The sequence below is a fragment of the Halolamina sp. C58 genome (genome assembly GCF_051195095.1).
In the GTDB taxonomy this organism is placed as follows: domain Archaea; phylum Halobacteriota; class Halobacteria; order Halobacteriales; family Haloferacaceae; genus Halolamina.
Window position 1 is genome coordinate 356,878 of sequence record NZ_JBNTJY010000001.1, and the last position, 20,757, is coordinate 377,634.

The 20,757-nt window shown below is 69.7% G+C and carries 22 protein-coding genes; 13 read left to right on the plus strand and 9 right to left on the minus strand.

Annotation, left to right across the window (positions count from 1 at the left end):
* The first annotated feature begins 24 nt into the window (after positions 1 to 24).
* Both ACQUSM_RS01965 and ACQUSM_RS01970 read left to right on the plus strand, forming a co-directional pair.
* Positions 25 to 993, plus strand: coding sequence for a Gfo/Idh/MocA family protein (locus tag ACQUSM_RS01965; RefSeq protein ID WP_435115205.1), 969 nt, complete (start codon positions 25 to 27; stop codon positions 991 to 993).
* Positions 994 to 1,076: 83 nt separating this feature from the next.
* Complete coding sequence (locus ACQUSM_RS01970) at positions 1,077 to 1,223, plus strand: hypothetical protein (RefSeq protein WP_435115206.1); 147 nt, start codon at positions 1,077 to 1,079, stop codon at positions 1,221 to 1,223.
* Positions 1,224 to 1,252: 29 nt separating this feature from the next.
* On the opposite strand, the gene ACQUSM_RS01975 is transcribed toward ACQUSM_RS01970, so the two are convergent.
* The gene (locus ACQUSM_RS01975; protein WP_435115207.1) at positions 1,253 to 2,509 is read right to left on the minus strand and encodes an MFS transporter; all 1,257 of its coding nucleotides are present in this window, start codon (positions 2,507 to 2,509) and stop codon (positions 1,253 to 1,255) included.
* 104 nt (positions 2,510 to 2,613) lie between these two features.
* Between ACQUSM_RS01975 and ACQUSM_RS01980 the strand changes: the two genes are divergently transcribed.
* The 8 genes from ACQUSM_RS01980 to ACQUSM_RS02015 all read left to right on the plus strand — a co-directional run bounded on the left by ACQUSM_RS01980 (position 2,614) and on the right by ACQUSM_RS02015 (position 13,497).
* Positions 2,614 to 3,771, plus strand: coding sequence for a methionine synthase (locus ACQUSM_RS01980; protein ID WP_435115208.1), 1,158 nt, complete (start codon positions 2,614 to 2,616; stop codon positions 3,769 to 3,771).
* Between the two features lie 53 nt (positions 3,772 to 3,824).
* Complete coding sequence (locus tag ACQUSM_RS01985; protein WP_435115209.1) at positions 3,825 to 4,373, plus strand: gluconate 2-dehydrogenase subunit 3 family protein; 549 nt, start codon at positions 3,825 to 3,827, stop codon at positions 4,371 to 4,373.
* Positions 4,370 to 5,965, plus strand: coding sequence for a GMC family oxidoreductase (locus ACQUSM_RS01990; RefSeq protein ID WP_435115210.1), 1,596 nt, complete (start codon positions 4,370 to 4,372; stop codon positions 5,963 to 5,965). Before ACQUSM_RS01985 ends, ACQUSM_RS01990 begins: the two co-directional genes overlap by 4 nt.
* An 84-nt stretch (positions 5,966 to 6,049) precedes the next feature.
* Positions 6,050 to 7,213 carry an alpha-1 4-glucan-protein synthase gene (locus ACQUSM_RS01995; protein WP_435115211.1) on the plus strand — a complete coding sequence of 388 codons (1,164 nt, stop codon included), beginning with the start codon at positions 6,050 to 6,052 and terminating at the stop codon, positions 7,211 to 7,213.
* Positions 7,206 to 8,393 carry an extracellular solute-binding protein gene (locus ACQUSM_RS02000; protein WP_435115213.1) on the plus strand — a complete coding sequence of 396 codons (1,188 nt, stop codon included), beginning with the start codon at positions 7,206 to 7,208 and terminating at the stop codon, positions 8,391 to 8,393. Before ACQUSM_RS01995 ends, ACQUSM_RS02000 begins: the two co-directional genes overlap by 8 nt.
* Entirely contained in the window at positions 8,393 to 10,060 is a 1,668-nt protein-coding gene (locus ACQUSM_RS02005) for an ABC transporter permease (protein WP_435115214.1), read from the plus strand. The genes ACQUSM_RS02000 and ACQUSM_RS02005 overlap by 1 nt, the downstream gene beginning before the upstream one ends.
* Complete coding sequence (locus ACQUSM_RS02010) at positions 10,057 to 11,301, plus strand: ABC transporter ATP-binding protein (protein ID WP_435115215.1); 1,245 nt, start codon at positions 10,057 to 10,059, stop codon at positions 11,299 to 11,301. Before ACQUSM_RS02005 ends, ACQUSM_RS02010 begins: the two co-directional genes overlap by 4 nt.
* The gene (locus tag ACQUSM_RS02015; RefSeq protein ID WP_435115216.1) at positions 11,302 to 13,497 is read left to right on the plus strand and encodes an ArnT family glycosyltransferase; all 2,196 of its coding nucleotides are present in this window, start codon (positions 11,302 to 11,304) and stop codon (positions 13,495 to 13,497) included. It begins immediately after the preceding gene.
* Positions 13,498 to 13,505: 8 nt separating this feature from the next.
* On the opposite strand, the gene ACQUSM_RS02020 is transcribed toward ACQUSM_RS02015, so the two are convergent.
* From ACQUSM_RS02020 to ACQUSM_RS02045, 6 genes are all read right to left on the minus strand, one after another.
* On the minus strand, positions 13,506 to 13,709 hold the full coding sequence (locus ACQUSM_RS02020; protein WP_435115217.1) for a hypothetical protein: 204 nt from the start codon (positions 13,707 to 13,709) through the stop codon (positions 13,506 to 13,508).
* A 51-nt stretch (positions 13,710 to 13,760) separates the two neighbouring features.
* Positions 13,761 to 13,946, minus strand: coding sequence for a hypothetical protein (locus ACQUSM_RS02025; RefSeq protein WP_435115218.1), 186 nt, complete (start codon positions 13,944 to 13,946; stop codon positions 13,761 to 13,763).
* 29 nt (positions 13,947 to 13,975) lie between these two features.
* Complete coding sequence (locus ACQUSM_RS02030) at positions 13,976 to 14,722, minus strand: CPBP family intramembrane glutamic endopeptidase (protein WP_435115219.1); 747 nt, start codon at positions 14,720 to 14,722, stop codon at positions 13,976 to 13,978.
* Between the two features lie 15 nt (positions 14,723 to 14,737).
* On the minus strand, positions 14,738 to 14,941 hold the full coding sequence (locus ACQUSM_RS02035) for a helix-turn-helix transcriptional regulator (RefSeq protein ID WP_435115220.1): 204 nt from the start codon (positions 14,939 to 14,941) through the stop codon (positions 14,738 to 14,740).
* 3 nt (positions 14,942 to 14,944) lie between these two features.
* On the minus strand, positions 14,945 to 15,337 hold the full coding sequence (locus ACQUSM_RS02040; RefSeq protein ID WP_435115221.1) for a hypothetical protein: 393 nt from the start codon (positions 15,335 to 15,337) through the stop codon (positions 14,945 to 14,947).
* Positions 15,338 to 15,494: 157 nt separating this feature from the next.
* Positions 15,495 to 16,196, minus strand: a complete 702-nt coding sequence (locus ACQUSM_RS02045) for a dolichyl-phosphate hexose transferase (RefSeq protein WP_435115222.1) — start codon at positions 16,194 to 16,196, stop codon at positions 15,495 to 15,497.
* Positions 16,197 to 16,311: 115 nt separating this feature from the next.
* Here ACQUSM_RS02045 and ACQUSM_RS02050 point away from each other — a divergent pair, with 115 nt between their 5' ends.
* On the plus strand, positions 16,312 to 17,103 hold the full coding sequence (locus ACQUSM_RS02050) for an SDR family oxidoreductase (RefSeq protein WP_435115223.1): 792 nt from the start codon (positions 16,312 to 16,314) through the stop codon (positions 17,101 to 17,103).
* 248 nt (positions 17,104 to 17,351) lie between these two features.
* Here the strand turns inward: ACQUSM_RS02050 and ACQUSM_RS02055 are convergent, their stop codons facing one another.
* A complete protein-coding gene (locus ACQUSM_RS02055; protein WP_435115224.1) occupies positions 17,352 to 18,032 on the minus strand; it encodes a CPBP family glutamic-type intramembrane protease in 681 nt (226 codons plus the stop codon).
* Between the two features lie 309 nt (positions 18,033 to 18,341).
* Between ACQUSM_RS02055 and ACQUSM_RS02060 the strand changes: the two genes are divergently transcribed.
* Positions 18,342 to 19,112, plus strand: a complete 771-nt coding sequence (locus tag ACQUSM_RS02060) for a hypothetical protein (protein ID WP_435115225.1) — start codon at positions 18,342 to 18,344, stop codon at positions 19,110 to 19,112.
* 209 nt (positions 19,113 to 19,321) lie between these two features.
* Complete coding sequence (locus ACQUSM_RS02065; RefSeq protein WP_435115226.1) at positions 19,322 to 20,113, plus strand: arylamine N-acetyltransferase family protein; 792 nt, start codon at positions 19,322 to 19,324, stop codon at positions 20,111 to 20,113.
* Here ACQUSM_RS02065 and ACQUSM_RS02070 read toward each other — a convergent pair whose 3' ends face one another.
* Positions 20,114 to 20,701, minus strand: a complete 588-nt coding sequence (locus ACQUSM_RS02070) for an FAD-dependent oxidoreductase (RefSeq protein ID WP_435115227.1) — start codon at positions 20,699 to 20,701, stop codon at positions 20,114 to 20,116.
* Positions 20,702 to 20,757 lie beyond the last annotated feature (56 nt).

Sequence of the window (20,757 nt, forward strand, 5' to 3'; positions counted from 1 at the left end):
GCCCGCTCGTTCCCTCCGCCCGCTGTGTACAACGTTGCCGTCGTCGGCTGTGGAGTCATCGGCCACCGGCTGGCCGACGCGTTCGAGGCACACGCCGAGACGACCGTCCACGCCGCCTGCGATCTGGTGGAGTCGAAGGTCGAATCGTTCGCCGCGGAGTACGACTGTGCGGCGTACACCGACCACGAGGCGGTGGTCACGGCGGAGGCGGTCGATATCGTCTACGTCGGCGTCCCGCCGAAAGCCCACCGCGAGGTGGTCGAGGCCGCCGTCGACGCCGGGAAGCCGGTGATCTGTGAGAAGCCGATCGCCGAAGACGCCACCGTCGGCGCCGAACTCGTCGGGCTGGCCGAGTGCAGCGATCAGCCGACGGCGATCAATCTCCCGTTCCGCTACACGCCCGGCGTCCGGGAGCTGATCGACCGGATCGACGCCGGCGCGATCGGCGAGCCCCGGCGGATCGAGCTCACGTTCCGCTTCCCGCAGTGGCCCCGCGAGTGGCAGGACGTCGAGTGGCTCGCCGGCCACGAGCAGGGCGGGCCGCTCCGGGAGGTCGGCACCCACTACCTGTTCGGCGTGCAGGAGGCGTTCGGCGGCGTCGACTGGGTGAACGCCGCGGTCGAGCACACCGCGCCCGGGCGGTACGAGGCGTCGATCACGGGCTACTTCGAGGCCGACGGGATCCCGGGGACGATCGACCTGCTGACCGACTGCGGCGCGGACGAGCAGAACTCGATGACCGTCGTGGGCACCGAGGGGTCGCTGACGCTGCTCGACTGGTATCGACTGGCCGAGAGCAGCGAGGGGGAGCAACAGCAGGTGGTCGTGAACGACCCCGGCGAGACGACGCTGCGGCTGGTCGAGGAGTTCGTCGCCGAACTGGACGGTGACGGCGGCGATCTGGTGAGCTTCGCGGACGCGAACCGCGTCCAGCGCGTCGTGGACGCGATCTTCGACTCCGCCGGGGAGCGAGTGGCCGTCGACGCCGAGTGAACAGATCGGTGTCGTCTACCGGCCCCAGGTGACGGCATAATGAGCCAATACTTATCTCCTCCCCGTCCAGTTGGTACTGTAACATGACTGGCGTCGAGATCGAGTGCGACGACTGTACGGGGACGCTCAGGTACGTCGGTGAGTCGAACTGTGACGAGCTCCTCGAGTGCGACTGTGGGAGCCAGTACGTCGTGACGATCAGCAAACTCGACACCGGGACGGTGCCGTGAGCCGCCGGCCGTAGTCACCCGTCAGTCGACTACCGCCGCAGCAACAGCACACCCACGCTGCTCGCGATCGCGGCGATCAGGGCGAACACGAGGAACAGCACCGTCTGGTTCGAGTACGTCAGGATCACGCCGGCCAGCCCCGCGCCGAGCGCGCCGACGCCGAAGTTGCCGAGGTAGGTGTAGCCGTAAGAGAGCCCGCGGGCGGACTCGGGGGTGTACTCCGCGACGGCGGCCTGATAGATCGGCTGGACGACGAACATCGCGAAGCCGAGCACCGCGCTGACCAGCAGCAGCGGCGCCGCGCCCATCGACGCCAGTGGGAGGAACAGCACCGCCAGCACCGCCAGCGCGCCGAAGGCGTACGCGATCCCCTGCCCGGGCGAGAGCCGTTCGGTCAGCCGGCCACCGACGTACTGGCCGGCGATCCCGACCGCCAGCAGCCCGGAGTAGACGTAGTTCGCGGGCTCCTGGGGCTCGCCCGCGATCTCGATCGGCTGGAACGTCTCCAGCCCCGCGAGCAGTTCGGGCAGGAACGTCAGCACGCCGCGGTAGTACAGCCCGTTCATCATCACGACGACGAACACGAACGCGAACGCGCTCTTGGCGACCGTCATCGACACGTCGAGGAACTCGCCGATCGTGTCGGGCGTGTCCTCCTCGTCCTCCTCGTCGTCGCGGTGGGTCGTTTCGTCGACGTCGAGCAGCAGCGTCGCGCCGGCCGCGACGAACGCCGGCACCGCCAGCACCGCCGCGACCGTCTCCCAGTCGAGGAACGCGAGCATCACCGTCGTCGCGAGCGGCCCCGCCGCGATGCCGATGTTGCCGGCCATCCCGTGGATCGCGAAGCCCCGCCCCTGCTCGGAGACGCCCTTGCTGATCAGCGCGAGCCCCGCGGGGTGGTAGACGCTGGCCGCGGCGCCCCACAGCACCAGCGCGACCGCGATGGCGATCACTGCGGGGCTGGTCGAGAGCAGTGGCAGCCCGTCGAGCACGCCCGCCGCGGCGCCCGGCGCGACCGAGAGCACGAGGAACGAGCCGCCCATGCCCACGAGACAGAGCGCGATCAGTTTCCGCGAGCCGTAGCGGTCCGCGAGCACACCGCCCGGCAGCGCGCCGATACCGAACAGCGCCATCCCGATCGCGACGACGATCCCGAGCTCGGCCGCCGTCGTCGCGAACTCCGCCAGCCAGATCCCCACGAGGATGGGCACCGAAAGTTCGTACGTGTGGACCAGCGCGTGGGCCGCCCCCGCTAGCCCCACGATCCGCCGGTCGTTTCCGTCCATGTTGCCCACCCCGGCGCGGACCCGCTTGAATGGACGGTTTCCGGCCGGCCTGTCGCCCTTTGGAAAACCACTAGTTATATTTGTGGGTGAGAGTATTACCGAGTATGTCGACTCACGACGGCGATCGGATCCAGACGACACACATCGGCAGCCTCCCGCGACCGCCGGAGCTGCTCGACCTGCTCCGGACCCGCGAGGCGGGCGGCGACGTGGACGCCGAAGAGTGGGACCGCGTGAGCCGCGAGGCGACCGACGACATCGTCGATCGCCAGCTCGCGACGGGGATCGACGAGATCAACAACGGCGAGCAGCCCCGCGTCTCGTTCAACTACTACGTGGGCGACCGACTGACGAACATCGGCGGCAAGCGCGAACAGGAGCTGTGGGCCGACCTCGAAGAGTACCCCGCGGTCGCCGAGGACACGTTCGAGACCGACGTGATCGACCTTGCCAAACAGCCCGCGGTGACCGGGGAGATCCGCTACGAGGGCCACGACGCCGCCGAGCAGGAGATCGAGCAGCTCCGCGAAGCACTGGACGGCACGGGCGTCGACATCGAGGACACGTTCTTCACCACCGCCTCGCCCAGCGTCGTCGCCGCAACCCACGTCGACGAGCACTACGACGACCACGCGGAGTACGTCTTCGACATCGCCGACGCGATGGCCGAGGAGTACGAGATCTTCGCGGAGACGGGGGCGACCCTCCAGATCGACGCGCCGGACCTGCTCGCGACGGGCCACAGCCACCTGTTCGCCGACGACAGCGTCGAGGAGTTCCGCGAGGTCGTCGAGCTCCACGTCGACGCGCTCAACGAGGCGCTCTCGGGCATCCCCGAGGAGCAGGTCCGCCTCCACACCTGCTGGGGGAGCTACGAGGGCCCCCACCACCTCGACACCGACCTCGTCGACATGCTGCCGACGCTGTACGAGGCCGACATCTCCGGCCTGAGCGTCGAACAGGCAAACCCACGCCATCAGCACGAGTACCGCGCGTTCGCCGAGCACCCCCTGCCCGAGGACTGGACGCTGATCCCGGGCGTCGTCGACGTGAAGACGAACATTATCGACCACCCGGAGACGATCGCCGACCGCATCGAGCGCGTCGCGAACGTCGTTCCCGACGACACCGAGATCGTCGCCGCACCCGACTGCGGGTTCGGCACGCAGGCCGGCCTCGGGATGGTCCACCCCGACATCGCGTGGCCGAAACTCGAAGCGCTCGTCGAGGGCGCGGAGATCGCCTCGGAGCGGCTCCGGTAGTCGACCGCTTCCACAACGCTCTTCTTTAGGCTAGCCAAATCCTCGGCCGACAGATGCGGCTCACTCGACGGGACGCGCTGGCAGCGCTGTCGGCGGTGGGGATGAGCGGCGCCGCCGGCTGTTCCGCCCCGGACGCCGACTCGTGGGACGAGGGGCCGGAGGACGGCGACGCCGATATCGAACTGGGCGACGACGATCTGGAGACGCTGGTCGCGCTGGCGGGCGTGCTCTACCCCAGCGAGGTCGAGAACGTGGGGGAGTTCGTCGCGGAGTGGGTTCGACCGCGCGTGCGCGAGCGGCCCGAGCACGGGCGTGGGATGCTCGCCGCGATCGCGACGCTGAACGAGTACGCCGAGAACCTCGAAGGGGCGGCGTACGCCGATCTCGACGCCGGGGACCGCGAGGAACTGCTCTCGTACATGGCGGTCGACGTGGCCGACCCGGACCCCGAGGGCGACGACGACGAGCGCGTGCGCTACTACCTCGTGAACGACCTGCTGTTCGGCCTCTACGCGTCGCCGACGGGGGCGTCGCTGGCCGGCCTCGAGAATCCTCCGGGGTACCCGGGCGGGACGGCGAGCTACCAGAGAGGGCCGGAATGAGTCAGACTGATCGAACGCCGACCCAGAACGCCGACGTGTGTATCGTCGGCGCCGGCCCCGCGGGCGCGCTCGTCGCGGACCGCCTCGCCGCGGCGGGCCACGAGGTGGTCGTCCTCGAAGCCGGCCCGCGGTTCGATCCCGATGACCGCGAGGAGCGCATGGAGAACCACCTCCGCCCGGGCGACGACACGCCGATCTGGGGGATGGGCGGCCCCCGCGACGCCTACACCTCCGGCGGCGATCGGTTCTACCCGCTCAACGCCGCTCGGGTGAAGGGGGTCGGCGGCTCGACGCTCCACTGGCAGGGGATGGTGATGCGGCTCCACGAGCAGGACTTCCGGCTCGACTCCGCGGTCGGCGTCGCCGAGGACTGGCCTATCTCCTACGAGGATCTCCGACCGTACTACGCCGCCGCGGAGGCGGCGCTCGGGGTCGCGGGCGCGTCGGACAACCCCTTCGCGCCGCCTCGGGAGCAGCCCCACCCGTTGCCGGCGTTCCCGCCATCCTACAGCGACTCGCTGTTCGCCGAGGCGTGCGAGGAACTGGGGATCACCACCCACTCCGTTCCCAACGCCCGGAACTCCGAACCGTACGACGGCGAGAGCGCCTGCGTGGGCTACGGCACCTGCCGGCCGGTTTGCCCCTCGGGCGCGAAGTACCACGCGACGCGACACGTCGACAGTGCCGAGGACGAGGGCGCCCGCGTGATCGACGAGGTGCCGGTCCAGCGACTCGAACACGACGAGTCGGGCGAGCGCGTGACCGCCGCGGTGTACGTCACGCCCGAGGGCGAGACGTACCGACAGGAGGCCGAGGAGTTCGTGCTCGCCGCCGGGGGCGTGGAGACGCCGCGCCTGCTGCTGCTCTCCGAGAGCGAGCAGTACCCCGACGGGCTCGCGAACAGCTCCGGCGCGGTCGGGCGGTACTTCATGGACCACCTGTTCGCCGGCGTCGGCGGCCGGCTCGACGAGCGCACCCGGCAGAAGCACGTCGGCTTCAACACCACCGAGAGCCACCAGTTCTACGACCGCGAGGACGACAGCCGCGGGGCGATCAAACTCGAGTGTCTCAACTACGCCGGCCCCGCGCCCGCAGACATCGCGATGGGGGCGGAGACGTTCGGCGACGACCTGCTCGACGAGGTCCGCGCGGGCTACGGCAACCACGTCGCGATGGGCGCGCTGGTCGAGCAGTTCCCCCGCGCGGAGAACCGCATCACGCTCGACCGCTCGCGGACCGACGACCACGGCAACCCCGTGCCCGAGGTCGTCTGGTCGCTCGACGACCGTACCCGCCGGACGATCGAGCGCGCGAACGAGATCCAGCGTTCCGTGTTGGCGGAGATGGGCGCCGAGATCGAGTGGGTCGTCGGTCCGGACTCGACGGGCCCGGCGTACCACCACATGGGGACGACCCGGATGGGAACCGACCCGGAATCGAGCGTCGTCGACCCCGACCTCCGAACGCACGACCTCGCGAACCTCTCGATCGCGGGCAGCTCCGTGTTCGTCACGGGGGGCGCGATGAACCCCACGCTCACCATCGCCGCGCTGTCGCTGCGAGCCGCCGACGCGATCGAGTCGCGGCTCTGAGCGCGACTGGTCGGCCGAGCAACTAGTTTTTGGCCACCCGAAAAATCGGCAACGTTTTAGGACTCCCTAAACAATCGGCGCCCAATGAGTGAGCAGGACATCTGCGTGATCGTCCCGACGATCCGGGAGTGGGAGTGTATGGAGGAGTACGTCGCGAACGCCCGCGAACACGGGTTCGACACCGACCGCCTGTTCGTCGTGCTGGTCACGGAGGACTTCTGTGACACCGACGGGATGGCGGCGATGCTCGACGATCTCGGCGTCGACGGCGCCGTCTTCGACGGCACCGCCCGCGAGGAGTGGTTCGCCGAGCAGGGTGCGAGCGAGTACTCGCACCTCATTCCGGAGGCCAGCCACGCCCAGACCTCGTTCGGTCTGCTGTACATGTGGGCCAACGAGCGGTTCGATTACGGCGTGTTCATCGACGACGACACGCTCCCCCACGACGACGAGGACTTCTTCGGCACCCACATGGAGAACCTCGCCTTCGAGGGCGAGATCGAGTCCCGCGCCTCCGACGAGTCGTGGGTGAACGTGCTCGACGACGCCGACGGCGACCTCTACCCGCGGGGGTACCCCTACGCGGCGATGGACGAGGACGTCGAGCGCGACACCGAGCACGTCGACGACGTGGTCGCTTCGCAGGGTCTTTGGACCAACGTCCCCGACCTCGACGCAGTGCGGATCCTGATGGACGGCGACCTGCAGGGGCAGGCCCAGACCCGGACCAGCGCCGACGACTTCGGCGAGGACTTCGTCGCCGCGGAGGGGCAGTACCTCACGGTCTGCTCGATGAACCTCGCGTTCCGACGGGAAGTGATCCCGGCGTTCTACCAGCTACCGATGGACGACAACCGCTGGGACGTGGGGCGGTTCGACGACATCTGGTCGGGGCTGTTCCTCAAGCGCGCCGCCGACGTGCTCGGCAAGCAGGTGTACAACGGCGGTCCGCTGTGTGAGCACAACAAGGCGCCGCGCTCGACGTTCGACGACCTGCAGAACGAGGTCGCGGGCCTCGAGCTCAACGAACACGTGTGGGAAGTGCTGGACGACGCCGGCGCGGACGCCGACAGCTACCGCGAGGCGTTCGCGGCGATGGCCGAGGCGCTCGCGACCGGCGACTTCGAGGAGTGGAACAACGGCGAGTTCCTGAACTACTGTGGTGAATACATGAACGACTGGATCGACTGTCTCGACACGATCGAACCGACTGCCGAAGAGACCGTGGAGGTGCCCGCCGATGACTGACGAACCGACCTCCAAGCGCCGGCGCCGGCTGCTCGGGACGCTGGCGAGTGCCGGCCTCGTCGGCATCGCCGGCTGTGGCGGCGGCGACGGGACCGCGACCGAGGGCACGCCGGGCGACGGCACCAACACCCCGACGCAAGGGGGCGGCGACGGGAGCCTCGGCGCCGAGCTGGGGGAGTTCCGCGGCTCCGGCGTGCTCGCGCAGGGCCGCGACGAGATCGGGGGCACCCGCATCGAGGAGCTGCCCGATCTCGAGGGCGAGCTCACGATCTACCTCGGCGGCGGCGAAGGCGGGCTCTACCGCGACCTGATCAACAAGCTCGAGAACATCTACCCCGACTTCTCGGCGACGCCGCGTGTCTCCGGCACCGCCGACGCCGCGAACACGATCATCACCGAGGGGTCGGCGACGCCCGCGGACGTGTTCTGGTCGGTCGACGCCGGCTCGCTCGCCGCGGTCGCCGCCGAGGACCTGACCAGCGAGCTCCCGAGCGAGGTGACCGACCCCGTGCCCGACGAGTTCCACCCCAACGGCGAGTGGGTCGGGACCGCCGGCCGTGCCCGGGCGATCCCGTACAACACGGAGGCCCTCGACGAGAGCGACATCCCCGACGACGTGATGGATCTGCCCGACTCCGGGATCGCGGGCAACATGGGCTGGGGGCCGACCTACGGCGCGTTCCAGGCGTTCATCACCGCGATGCGGATCATCGAGGGCGAGGACGCCACCCGCCAGTGGCTGCAGGGGATGGTCGACGCCGGCATCACGGAGTACGCGAACGAGTTCTTCGTCGCCAACGCCGTCGCCGACGGCGAGATTCAGGCCGGGTTCGCGAACCACTACTACGCGCTCCGCGTGCAGGCCGCGCGGCCGAACGCGCCGATCGACCTCGCGTTCACCAGCGGCGACGCGGGCGCGCTGATCAACGTCGCCGGCGCCGCGGTGCTGGGGCCGAGCCCCCAGCAGGAGCTGGCGCGGACCTTCGTCCGCCACCTGCTCTCGGCGGAGGCTCAGGAGTACTTCGCGACGCGAGCGTACGCCTACCCCATGATCCCCGGCGTGCCGCCGGTGGGCGACCTGCCGCGCATCGACGAGCTGAACCCGCCCGAGTTCGACCTCGCGAAGCTCTCGAACATCGGCCCGACGGTCGAACTCATGCGTGAGGTGGGCGTTCTGTAATGGGCGCCGCCGGCGACACCACTCGCGAGCCGGAGGGACGCCTCCGGCTGTTCGCTCGCCGGTTCCTCGGACTGGGCGACGACGGCGTTTCGACGCCGCTCGTCCTGCTCTCGGGAGCCATCGCAGCCGCGGTGCTGTCGCCGCTGCTCTGGCTGTTGCTGCGGGCGAGCGAGGTGCCGCTCGCGGAGGCACAGTCGCTGCTCCGCACCTCGGGCGACGTGTTCGCCAACAGCCTCGCGCTCGTCGCGGTCGTCACGACCGCCTCGGTGCTGTTGGGCGTGCCGCTGGCGGTGTTGACCGTCCAGACCGACCTGCCGTTCCGGCGGTTCTGGACCGTCGTGATCGCGCTCCCGCTGGTGATCCCCAGCTACGTCGGCGCGTTCGCGTACGTCTCGGCGTTCGGCCCCGACGGCGAACTCGCGGACGCGCTCGCGCCGCTGGGCGTCGGGATCCCCGAGGTGTACGGGCTGGGCGGCACCGCGCTGGTGCTGACGCTCTTTGTCTACCCGTACGTGTTCCTCACCGCCCGCGCGGCGCTGCTCTCCTTCGACGAGACCCAGTTGGAGGCCGCGCGCACGCTCAACGTCGACTACGTCGCGGCGTTCCGGCGCGTGATCCTGCCGCAGATCCTGCCCGCCGTGACCGCGGGCGCGCTGCTGGTCGCGCTGTACGCGCTGTCTGACTTCGGGACGCCGACGATCATGCAGTACGACGTGTTCACCCGGATGATCTACGTCGAGCTCAACAGCTTCGGCGACGGCCGCAACAACGCCACGCTGCTGTCGCTGCAGCTGTTGACCGTGACCGCCGTCGTGGTCGCGCTGGAGTCCCGGATCGGCAGCGGCGAGGACTCGGGCTACGGCGCGGCCTCCTCGTCGTCGGTGCTGATCTCGCTGGGGCGGTTCCGGTGGGTCGCGATGCTCCTGCCGGCGCTCGTGTCGACGTTCACGCTCGTGCTTCCGGTCGGTATCCTGACGATGTGGTTCGTCCGCGCCGAGGCGCTCGAGTACGAGGTGGGCGGCCGCGCGTTCGAGGCGGCGTTCGCGCTCAACTCCGTCTACGTCGCAGCACTGGCGGCGACGGTGACACTCGCGCTGGCGATCCCCGTCGCGTACTACTCCGGCCGCTCGCGGTCGACGTTCGCGTGGCTGACCGAGCGCGCGACGTATCTCGGCTACGCGATGCCGGGGGTCGTGCTCGCGCTCGCGCTGGTCTTTTTCAGCAGCAATCAGCTCGCCGAGTGGTTCGGCCCCGCCGCGGCACGGGCGGTGTACCAGTCGCTCCCGCTGCTGGTGTTCGCCTACGTCGTGCGGTTCCTGCCGCAGGCGGTCGGCGCGACTCGGTCGTCGGTGCTCGGCGTCGACCCCTCGCTGCTCGGCGCGGCGCGCGTGCTCGGCGAGCCGCCGCGGCGGGTGTTCCGCCGGGTGACGCTCCCGCTGATCGCGCCGGGCGTGCTCGCGGGCGCGGCGCTGGTCTTCCTCACGACGATGAAGGAGCTGGACACGACGCTGATCCTCCACCCGACAGGGTTTACAACGCTGGTGACGTACATCTGGCGAGTTCAGGAGGGCGGCTACTACGGCCGGGCGGCGCTGCCGGCGCTGGTGCTGGTGGTGGTGTCCGGGCTCTCGATGATCCCCCTCCTCGTTCAGGGACGCGATCAATGAGCAACGAATACACCCCCACGACCGACGAGCGAGCGGCGGAGCGAGCAGCCGAGCGGGCGGACGCGAGCGTCGACGACGACGCCGAGACGGTGCTCGAACTGTCGAACGTCGCGAAAGAGTTCGCGGGCGAGCGGGCCGTCGACGGCGTCGATCTCGCGGTCCGGGAGGGCGAACTGCTCACGCTCCTCGGGCCGTCGGGCTGTGGGAAGACCACCACGCTGCGCACGATCGCCGGCCTCGAATCCCCAACCGAGGGCACCGTCCGCGTCGGCGGCGAGGTCGTCGCCGGCGAGGGCCGCGAAGTCCCGCCGGAGGAGCGCGACGTGGGGATGGTGTTCCAGGAGTTCGCGCTGTTCCCCCACCTCTCGGTCGCCGAGAACGTCGCGTTCGGCCTTGACGACCGCGACGGCGACGCCGCACAGCAGCGCGTCGCCGACCTGCTCGAACTCGTCGGCCTCGAAGGGTACGGCGATCGCTCCCCGACGGAGCTTTCCGGCGGCCAGCGCCAGCGGGTCGCGCTCGCGCGCTCGCTCGCCCCCGAGCCGGACGTACTCCTGCTCGACGAGCCGTTCTCGAACCTCGACGTGGCCCTGCGCGTGGAGATGCGCGAGGAGGTGACCCGGATCCTCAACGAGGCCGGCGTCACCGCCGTCTCGGTCACCCACGATCAGGAGGAGGCGCTGTCGATCTCCGACCGCGTGGCGGTGATGTCCGACGGCCACGTCGAGCAGGTCGGTAGCCCGGAGTCGCTGTTCGAACACCCCGAGTCCCGCTTCGTCGCCTCCTTCCTCGGGCAGGCGAGCTTCGTCCCCGGGAAGATCACGGAGAGCTCCGTCGACACCACGATCGGCTCCTACGGCCGCGACCTGCTGAAGGGCGTCACCGACGAGTACATCGGCGCCGACGTGGACGTGCTGGTCCGCCCCGACGACCTCCGGCTCGCGCCGGTCGACGGCGAGGCGGGCCCCATCTCCGCCGAGACGGAGGCCGTCCGGGCGAGCGCGGACGGGGGGGCGCCGACGGATTCGGTCGCCGACGCGGGGACGCCGTCGGCCCCCACCGCGGACGGCGAGGTGATCCGCCGCCAGTACACCGGCCCCTCGTTCGTCTACCACGTCGAACTCGACGACGGCCCCGTGGTGCGCTGTCTGCACAACCACGCCGAGGAGGTCGACGTGGGCGAGCGCGTCCGCGTCCGTCTCGTCGCCGACCACACCCTCGCTTGGTACCCCGCGGCGTAGATGTCCGGGCAGCCAGCCGACTCCGCCGCGACTGCGACACTCCGTGCCGCGGTCGACGCTGCCCGCGACCGCCTCGACCGCGGCCGTGTCGCGATCCTCCTGCTCGCGTTCGTCGCTGCCGTCGTCTCGTTCCTCGTGGCCACCCGGGTCTTCCCGTACCACTCGATCAACCACGACGAGGGCGTCTACCTGCAGCAGGCGGAGATGCTGCTCTCGGGACGGCTGTTCCTCCGACCGCCCGTCGACGGGCCGTTCCACCCGTGGTTCTTCGTCGTGAGCGAGCAGGGGCTGTACTCGAAGTACCAGCCCGTGCCCGCGGCGGTGTTCGCGCTGGGGCGCGTGCTGGGGGGGTACCCCATCGCGCTCGCGGGGATCTCGGCGGGCGTCGTCGCCGGCACCGCGGCGCTGGCCCGCGAACTGTTCGACTGGCGGGTCGGCGCCGTCGCGGGCGTCCTCGTGCTCGCGTCGCCACTCTTTCTCGTCCACTCGGGGGTGTACCTCCCGTACGCGGTGACGGCGGCGTTCGAACTCTGCTTCGCCGTCGCGTACCTCCGCGGCGAGCGCACCAGCAGCCGGCGGATGGCGGCGATCGCCGGCGGCGCGATCGCGATCGCGTTCTTCGCCCGCCCGTACACCGCCGTGTTGTTCGCGTCGCCCTTCATCCTCCACGCGGTCGTGACGCTCCTCCGTTCGGGCGCGTGGCGGACGCCGTTCGAGGACGTGACCGACACTCAGCAGGAACTGTTCGTCCGCCGGCTCCTCACCGCGGGGCTGGGAACCGTCGGCGTGCTGGTCGCGCTGGGCTACAACGTCCTCGTCACGGGCGAGCCGTTCGTGTTCCCGTATCAGGCGTTCGCGCCCGAGGACGGCCCCGGCTTCGGCCACCGCGAGATCCTCGGCCACGAGGAGAACTACACGCTCGAACTTGGGATCGAGTCGAACCGTCGCGTGCTCTCACAGCTGTTCACCGAGTGGGTCGCGATGGGGATCGTCGGCGCCGGACTCGCCGCCGCGGGCGTCGTCGCGACCGTCGGCTCGGCCGTGCTCGGCCGCGTTCGGGACGCGAGCGAGCGCGCGTCGGCCGCGCTCGTCGCTCGGCGCGCGGTCGTCGCCGGGATGTTCGTCTCGATCGCGGCGGGCAACGTCGCGTTCTGGGGCAACTTCAACATCCTCGGCGCGCTCACGGTGCAGGACGACGGTCTGATCCACAGCCTCGGCCCGTACTACCACTACGACGTGCTCGTCCCGACGGCAGTGTTCGGCGCGGTCGCCGTCGTGTGGGCCGCCGATCGACTGGGGAGTCTCGCCGCTCCGCGGTTCCCCGACGCCTTCACGGCAGGGCGGGTCGCCGTCGCCGTCGTGATCGTCGCGGCCGGGGTCGGCGCCCCGGTCGCGGCCGACGCCGCGGAGCGCCCGCTGACACACAACGCGGGGATCAGCGAGGAGCTCGCGGCCGCCTACGAGCCGTTCGAGCAGGAGGGCGGGCTCTCGATGGGTAACGCGGCCATCGGGGGGAACCAGACCGACGACAAGACGCTCACCTTCCTCACGCCGGTGTACGGCCCGTGGCTGAACCACCCGTTCCAGGCGGTGCGGAACGACCCCGACTTCGACGGGCCGTCGCTGTACGCGCTGGGTGATTACGACGAGCTCGACGTGGCTGCCGCGAACCCGGACCACGAACTGCGCCGCTACGTGATGCGCGGCGCGTGGAACCCCGTCGACGGCGAGAGCGTGACTGCCGAACTCCGCCCCGTGGAACGCGTCTCCGGCGAGTCGGTCCGGCTGGACGCGGCAGTCGGGATCCCCGCCGCGGCCGAGTCGGTGTCGATCCGCGCGGGCGGCGACGCCGGGCAGACGTACGCCGCCGCCAACGCCAGCGAGGGGACGCTCCGGCTCACGCTGACGGTGAACGAGACGGGCGCGCGGCTCGCCGGCGAGGGGATCCGGAGTGCGGGGACGTTCGCGGTCGAGGACCGCGACGAGCTCACCGTCACGGTGTTCGTCTCCACCGGCCCGAGCGCGGGATTCAGCTACCAGCTCGTGTTCCCGATCGACACCGGCGGCGACGAGGTGCGCGCGCTGTCGGCGACTCGCGAGCGCTGTCCCGTGCCGGACCGCTGTGTGCCCGCGGGGCTCGGGCCGTCGCCGCCCGGGCAGTTCGCGAACACGACGGTGACGGCAGTTTCGGAGTAGTTCGCGAGCTACGGCTGCTCCGTGCCGGGGGCGACGTACGCCCGGATCGGCGTCCACCACCAGCGCCACTTCCAGACGAACAGCGCGCCGCCGAGGAGGAGTGCAGTCCACAGGACGGCGATGTCGCCGGTGTAGAGGCCGTAGGCTGGGAGCACGACGAGGAGGGCGACGAGGAGGAGGAGTCTGGTGGGGAGGAACTGGTCGCGGGGCACGTGCCCTCGTTCGTGCGGTCGCCCCGTGAAACTGTTCGTTCGCCGGAGGTGTTACTCTTCGGCCGTGAACAAGAGCACGAACAGAGTCAGGCCCGCACAGACCGCGAACAGGGGATGCGGCTCGCCGGTCTGGCCGGTGTAGTACGCGGCGGTCGTGCCCGCCGCGACGGCGATCAGTAACAGCGCGATCTCGACTCGCTCGTCGACGCCGACTTTCGGAAGCGAACGTTCGGACATCGGTCTGGAAGGTGACTGTGTTCGTGTGACTACGCGGTCAGTTGCGCGTACGCGATGGCCATCAGCGTCAGGTTGTACAGCCCGTGCGTGAGAACGGGAACCGCGAAGTTCTCGGTGCGCTCGTAGGCGTACCCCCACAGCAGCGAGACGGCGCCGACGACCCCGGCGGCCAGCAGCGTTCCGAGCGCCGTCCCGTCGAAGTTGAGGAGGTGCCACCCCGCGAACAGCGTGCTCGCGCCCGCGACCGCCGGCCACGTGCCGAACTGTTCGCCGAGGCGGCCCTGCACGGCCCCCCGGAACAGGAGCTCCTCCGCGGGGGCGATCAGGAGGACCGACGCGACGCCGATCCACAGCGCGAGCGCCGGGGTCGCCGAGACCATCCCGCCGATCGTCGACGTGACGCCGCCCGAGAGCGCCTCCCGGAGGAACGTCAGTCCGAACGCGGCGGCGACGGACGCGACCACGCTCGCGCCGACGAGCAGCGATTGGTTTCGCGACGGCAGGCTCACGGGGAGATCCAGCGACCGCCAGCGCAGGTAGCCGAGGGCGAACCCGAACACGAGCACCTGCCCGGGCAGCCCGAGCGCGAACCGGAGCGTACTGTCGTTCAGGACTGCCTCCGGGCCGAGGGTGAGGGCGGCGATCACGCCGCCGACGAAGCCGCCGCCGACGTTGACAGCGAACCCCGCCACCGCCAGTCCGACGGCGGCGCCGATCGGGCGGAGGGTGGAGTGACTGTCGGACTGTCCGTTCGAACTGTCGTTGGTGGAGGGCATCGTGAGTTGGGTGGATCAGCTGTCGTCCGGTTCGTACGTGAATATCTCCTCGATCGAGCAGTCGAAGTAGCGGGCGAGCTTGAAGGCGAGTTCGAGCGAGGGGTCGTACCGCCCGCGCTCGATCGCGTTGATCGTCTGTCGCGCCACGTCGAGTTCCTTCGCGAGCTCCTCCTGAGTCACGTCAGCTTTCGCCCGCCAGACTTTGAGATCGTTCTCCATCGGTCACATCCGCCGGCTGTGGTACCCCATCGACCCGAGGAACGCCGCGATCGCGACTGCCGCGGCCGCAAGCAGCGCGTTCTGGGTCGAGACGCCCACGGGGGAGTAGTCGACTGCCCGCGCCAGCGTGACGAGCGTCGCCAGCGTGCAGAGCCACGCGGCGGCGCCCGCCCGGTGGGTGATCCGGTTCATGCGCTCGTCGCTCATCAGGCGGCCCCACACCCTGTCGTCGACGAACAGCCCCATCACGAGGAGCGTCCCCCACGTGAGCGCGGAGCCGCCGATCACTAGCCAAAGCGCGAGATCCGGCGACGACACCAGATCCGCGCCGACAGTCGCGAGCACCATCCCGACCACTGCGACCGCGATCGGACCATCCCGTTGCAGTTTCGGCATTCTGTGTCAGGTATATTTGACACAGTGTAATAACTATTTTCCATAATGGACGGTAGACACTCCATTCAGTCGTATCGTCGAGTCGTCGACGAGACCGACGTTCAGCCGTATCCGCCGCTACTCGGCCCGAGAGAACCGAACGTCGCTACGGAGGCGCCTAGAACAGCCCCGCCAACTGGCGCTTGCGCTCCTCGGCACACACCCGGAGGATCGACCCCGCGATCTCCGCGCCGCCCGAGAACGGGTCGAGCTTCGTCTCGCCGAGTCGCTCGTCGTAGGCGATCGGTTCCTCCCGGATCTCGTAGCCGCGCATCGCCGGCCGGATCAGCAGCTCCGCCGAGAGGCCGGTGTTCTCGGTCCACGTGATCTCCTCGATCACGTCCTCGTGGTACGCGCGCATCCCCGTCGTCACGTCGTGGAGATACTCCCCCGAGAGCACGCTCGACAGGCCCGCGAACGCGTAGTTCCCGAAGCGGTTCAGCGTCGGCATCGTGTCCGCGCCGTGGTAGAGGCGGTCGCCGCTGACCACGTCGTACCCCTCGTTGACCAGTTCGAGGAAGTCAGGGATGCGCTCCATCGGGTACGTCCCGTCGCAGTCGGTGGTGATCCGCACGGGGTTCGTGGCGGAGAGCAGCGCCTTGCACACCGCGTAGCCGTACCCCTGTGGCTCCTGCTCGATCACGGTCGCGCCGTGATCCCGGGCGATATCGGCCGTGCCGTCGCTCGAACTGTCGACGACCACGACCTCCGCCTGCCCGTCGGTGGCCTCGTCGATGTCCTCCAGCACCGGCCCGATCGCCTCGGCCTCGTTGTAGCTCCCCATCACGACGCTCACGTCCGCGAGCGTGTACTCGCTCATGGCTCCTCGGAGGAGACGGGATGGTTTAGGCTTGCCGAAAAACTCTGCTCGGAGAACCCCGCAGGCGTTTCCGGAGCGAGTCGGGTTTAAGTTCTCCCCGAGCGGAGAGGACGGTATGGATCTGGAACTCGAGGACACGAGCGCACTGGTGACGGCATCGAGCAGCGGTCTCGGGAAGGCGTCGGCGACGGCGCTGGCCCGCGAGGGCGCGAACGTCGTGGTCAACGGCCGCGACGAGGACCGCCTCGCGGAGGCCGTCGCGGAGATCGACGCCGCCGGCGACGGCGAGGTCGTCGGCGTGCAGGGCGACCTGACCGAGAAGGACGACATCGAACACCTCGTCGAGCGAACGGTCGAGGAGTTCGGCGGGATCGACACCCTCGTGACGAGCGCCGGCGGCCCGCCCAGCGGCGCGTTCCTCGAGACCGACGACGAGGACTGGTACGAGGCGTTCGACCTGCTGGTGATGAGCGCGGTCCGGACGGTCCGGGCGGCGGCGCCGCACCTGAAGGAGTCCGACCACGGGACGATGACGTTCATCACTTCCCGTTCGGTGAAGGAGGCGATCGACTCGCTGGTGCTGTCGAACTCCGTCCGCATGGCCGTGATCGGACTGGAGAAGACGCTCTCGCAGGAGCTCGGCCCGGAGGTCCGGTCGAACGCGGTGCTGCCCGGCCCCCACGAGACCTCGCGGATCGAGGAGCTCGTCGAGCAGGCGGTCGACCGCGGCGACTACGAGGACTACGAGGAGGGGCTGGCCGACTGGGGCGAGGGTATCCCGCTGGAGCGCATCGGCGACCCCATGGAGCTCGGCGACGCCGTCGCGTTCCTCTCCTCGCCGAAGTCCTCCTACATCAACGGCGTCGCGCTCCCGATCGAGGGTGGGGCCGGCGCGAGCAACCTATAGTCGATCACGTCGACGAGAGTCAGAGACTCTCGTCTGCCATCGAGGGACTACGTCCCTCGGGCAACCGGAAGCCGCCGGCTTCCGGTGACAACCAGAAATCTCTGATTTCTGGTGACGGCACGTGACCGGCGAGCGGCGTCGGCCGCTCGCTCGGAGCCGATGCCGTGATCGTGTTGTAACCAGCGACGGCGCGTGAGCGCCTGCGCCCTCCGTCGCGCAGGCACCGAACCGGCGCTGCTACCGCTTCTCTACTGCGAGAGGAAACTCAGCGCGTTCACCGTCGCGTGGACGAGCACGACGACGTAGACGCTGCCCGAGAGCACGTACAGCGCGGTCACCGCCAGCGCGGGCACGCTCGTGAACACGGTCGCCTGCAGTGAGAACCGGTCGGTCGCGTAGTGGACCGCGGTGAAAGCGAGCCACGAGGCGACGCCCGCGAGGGCGACCGACCCCGAGAGCGCGGCGAGCCGTTCGATCGGATACGCCTGATACAGCACCGACTCGGTGATCCCGGCGGTGATCCCGGTGAACAGGAACAGCGCCGTGGGACGGTCGGCTTGCTCGTCGGTAAACTCCTCCGAGGTGTCCCAGTCGACGTGCCGGAAGAGGTTGTACGCGACCGTCGAGAGCACGACCGTGCCCACGACGCCCCCGGCCCACCAGCCGAGGAGGGCGAGGAGTCCGCCGACGCCACTCCCCGGGAGTATCGGCGGCGGCAGCGTCGCACCGAGCGAGCCGAGCGGTTCGGTCTCCACGACGAGCACGTACGCGAGGAGCGCGCCCGTCACGAGCCACTTCAGCAGATCCTCGCGGACTGTCTCGTCGTCCGGCAACACCGCGGGGACGCCGAACCGCCCGCCGAGACGGCGGGCCACGGGGTAGCCGGCGAACGCGAGGGCGACGCCGCCGATCGTGGTTGGGAGGCTCATCCCTGCGACTGCGTGGCGTTCGACGGGCGGATCACTGTGGAAGCGTGACAGACGCCCGACGAATAAGCGTTACCGTCCGCGCTACTCGGTCTCCAGATCGGCGCCGCACTCGGGACACGTCCCGTCGACGATCGTGACTTGCAGGTCGCACTCGGGGCAGAACTCACGGTAGCACGCGTCGTCGCCCATACTCTCCGGCACTCGCCGGAAATACATGAATTATGCCCCCTACCTCCGGATCACGGCCACTGTCGGAGTCGAAACGGCGAACAAACTTATCAGTCTGAAATCCGTAATTTTCTACACTTCGTGCGAGACGCAAGCTTCCGAGCCACGCTACTCGTGTTCGCACTGCTCGTCGCGGCCGTCGCGGCGCCACTCTCCGCAGTCGGGGGTGCCGCGTCGTCTGCCCCCACGGCCGTCCACGCGGTCGTCGTGGGGAGCGACGGGCAGCTCGTCGCCGTCGAGCGGGACGGGACGACACACCAGACCGGCGTCGACGCGTCGATCACGGGTCGGACCGTCGATCTGGACGGCGACGGCGTTCTCGAAACACCGTTCGTCGATTCGGGAGGGACGCTGAAGCTCGCGGAGCCCGACGGGACGACGACGACGCTCGCCGAGAGCGCGCGGGCGTCGAAGTCCGCGATCGGGGTCGGCGACCTCGACGGCGACGGTACGGCGGCGGTGTTCTACCCCAACGCCAGCGACTCCGGCTACGTCTACAAGGTGGAGACGGGCCCCGATCCGGGCGAGCCGACACGCGTGACAGAGACGACGGCCAAAGGCGTCGCGGGCGTCGGTGATCTGGACGGCGACGACGAACCGGAGCTCGCGTTCGCGGGCGGTTCGAGCACCGTGAAGTACGTCGACGGCGACACCGACGGCGACCGCCACGCCGACCGCGACGCCGGAACCACCCGTCCAGAGCGGCCCGGCCTCCCCGCTGGTGCTGTTGGTACTCCTCGCGATCGTCGCGGGGACGTACTACTACCTCACCCGGCGGGCCGGCTACGCGTCGATCGGCGACCGGCTCGGTCGGTGAGCGAAAGCATCGTGTCGGCTCTTCGGTTCGGCTGACCACGTCGCCGAGACGGCGACGTTCCACATCGTGTCGCGCCGGCGCCGGAACGTTCAACAGCCGAGCATCCCGAGGAGGAGTAATGACCGACTGGCCGAAAGACGTCGGCGGCCACACCGTGACCGACCAGTGGGAGTGTGCGGACTGTGGGGCCGACTTCGACTGCCTCTCGCAGTTCCGGCGGACGGACTGCTCGTAATCGTCGGCGATGGACCCTGCCCCCTACCTCGGCCGGCTCGGGGTCGACACCGGCCTCTCGCCGACGCTGGGGACGGCCCGGCGGCTGCAGCGTGCACACGTCACCAGCGTCCCGTTCGAGAACCTCGCGATCGTCGGCGACCCGTTCGCCGACGGCGACGGGCGGTGGCGAGCGAGCGGCGTCGACCTCGCGCTGCCGGCGCTGTACGAGAAGCTCGTCGAGCGCGGCCGTGGCGGCTTCTGTTTCGAACTCAACGGCCTGTTCACGTGGCTCCTCCGGGAACTGGGGTTCGACGCCGACCGGCTCGCGGCACGGATGGTCGGCGACGACGGCACCGGGCGGCCGCCCGCGAACCACCACACGATCGGCGTGACGTTCGACCGCCGGTACCTGCTCGACGTGGGGATGGGCACGCCGCCGATGCGGCGCCCGCTCCCCGTCGACGGCGAGGTAGTGACCGACTCGACGGGGGTGGCGTGGCGCGTCGTCGAGAGCGAACGGCCGGACGAGACGTACCTCACCCAGTATCGGCTGCCCGGCGGCGACTGGCAGGACCGCTACCTGTTCAGCGACGTGCCCCGGGAGCTGTCGTACTTCCGGGCGACGTGTGACTACCTCGAGAGCGCGCCCGAGTCGCCGTTCACCGGCGACCCCGTGGTGAGCATCGGGACCGAGGCGGGCTACCGCAAGCTCGACGCGGACTCGCTGGTCACGTGGGCGGGCGAAGAAGAGACGCGGTCGGTAACGCCGGCGGAGTGGGACGAACTGCTGGAGGCGCAGTTCGGGCTCCGCTACTGGTAGCTACGCCTCGTCGACCATCCCGCCGAACGTCGACTCGGCGTCTGCGGGCACGTCGAAGTCGTGGTAGTGTTCGCCTTTCTCCTTGCTGAGGATGTTGAGCGCGGCGGCGGCGCCGTCGCCCGCGGAGATGACCGCCTGCCACTCCTCGGCGCGGATCATCGCGCCCGTCGCGTAGGCGTTCTCGACGCTGGTCTCCATCGTCACGTCGGCGTCGACGACGCCTTCGTCCGTGAGCGCACAGCCCAGCTCCTCGGCGAGGTCGCGGTTCGCCCCGGTCGCGAGCACGACGTACGGCGCCTCGTGCTCGCCCTCTTCGGTGGTCACGGTGAACCCGTCGCCGGACTCGGTCACGCCCGTCACCTCGACGCCCTGCTTCCGGTCGACGCCGAAGCTGTCGACCTGTGTGCGCAGCGTGTCGAGAAAGGCGGTGCCGTCCTGCGAACCCACGCCGGGGTAGTTGAACAGGTGGGCCTTGTGCATCCACGTCTTGTCGGTGTCGAACACCGTGGTTTCGAGGCCGTTCTTCTCGGTGAACAGTGCAGCGCTCAGGCCGGCGGGACCACCGCCGACGACGATTACGTCGGTCACGTTCCAACGTTGGTCGCTCGACCCCTAACTCTTTCCACGGTGGCAGGTGTGAAACG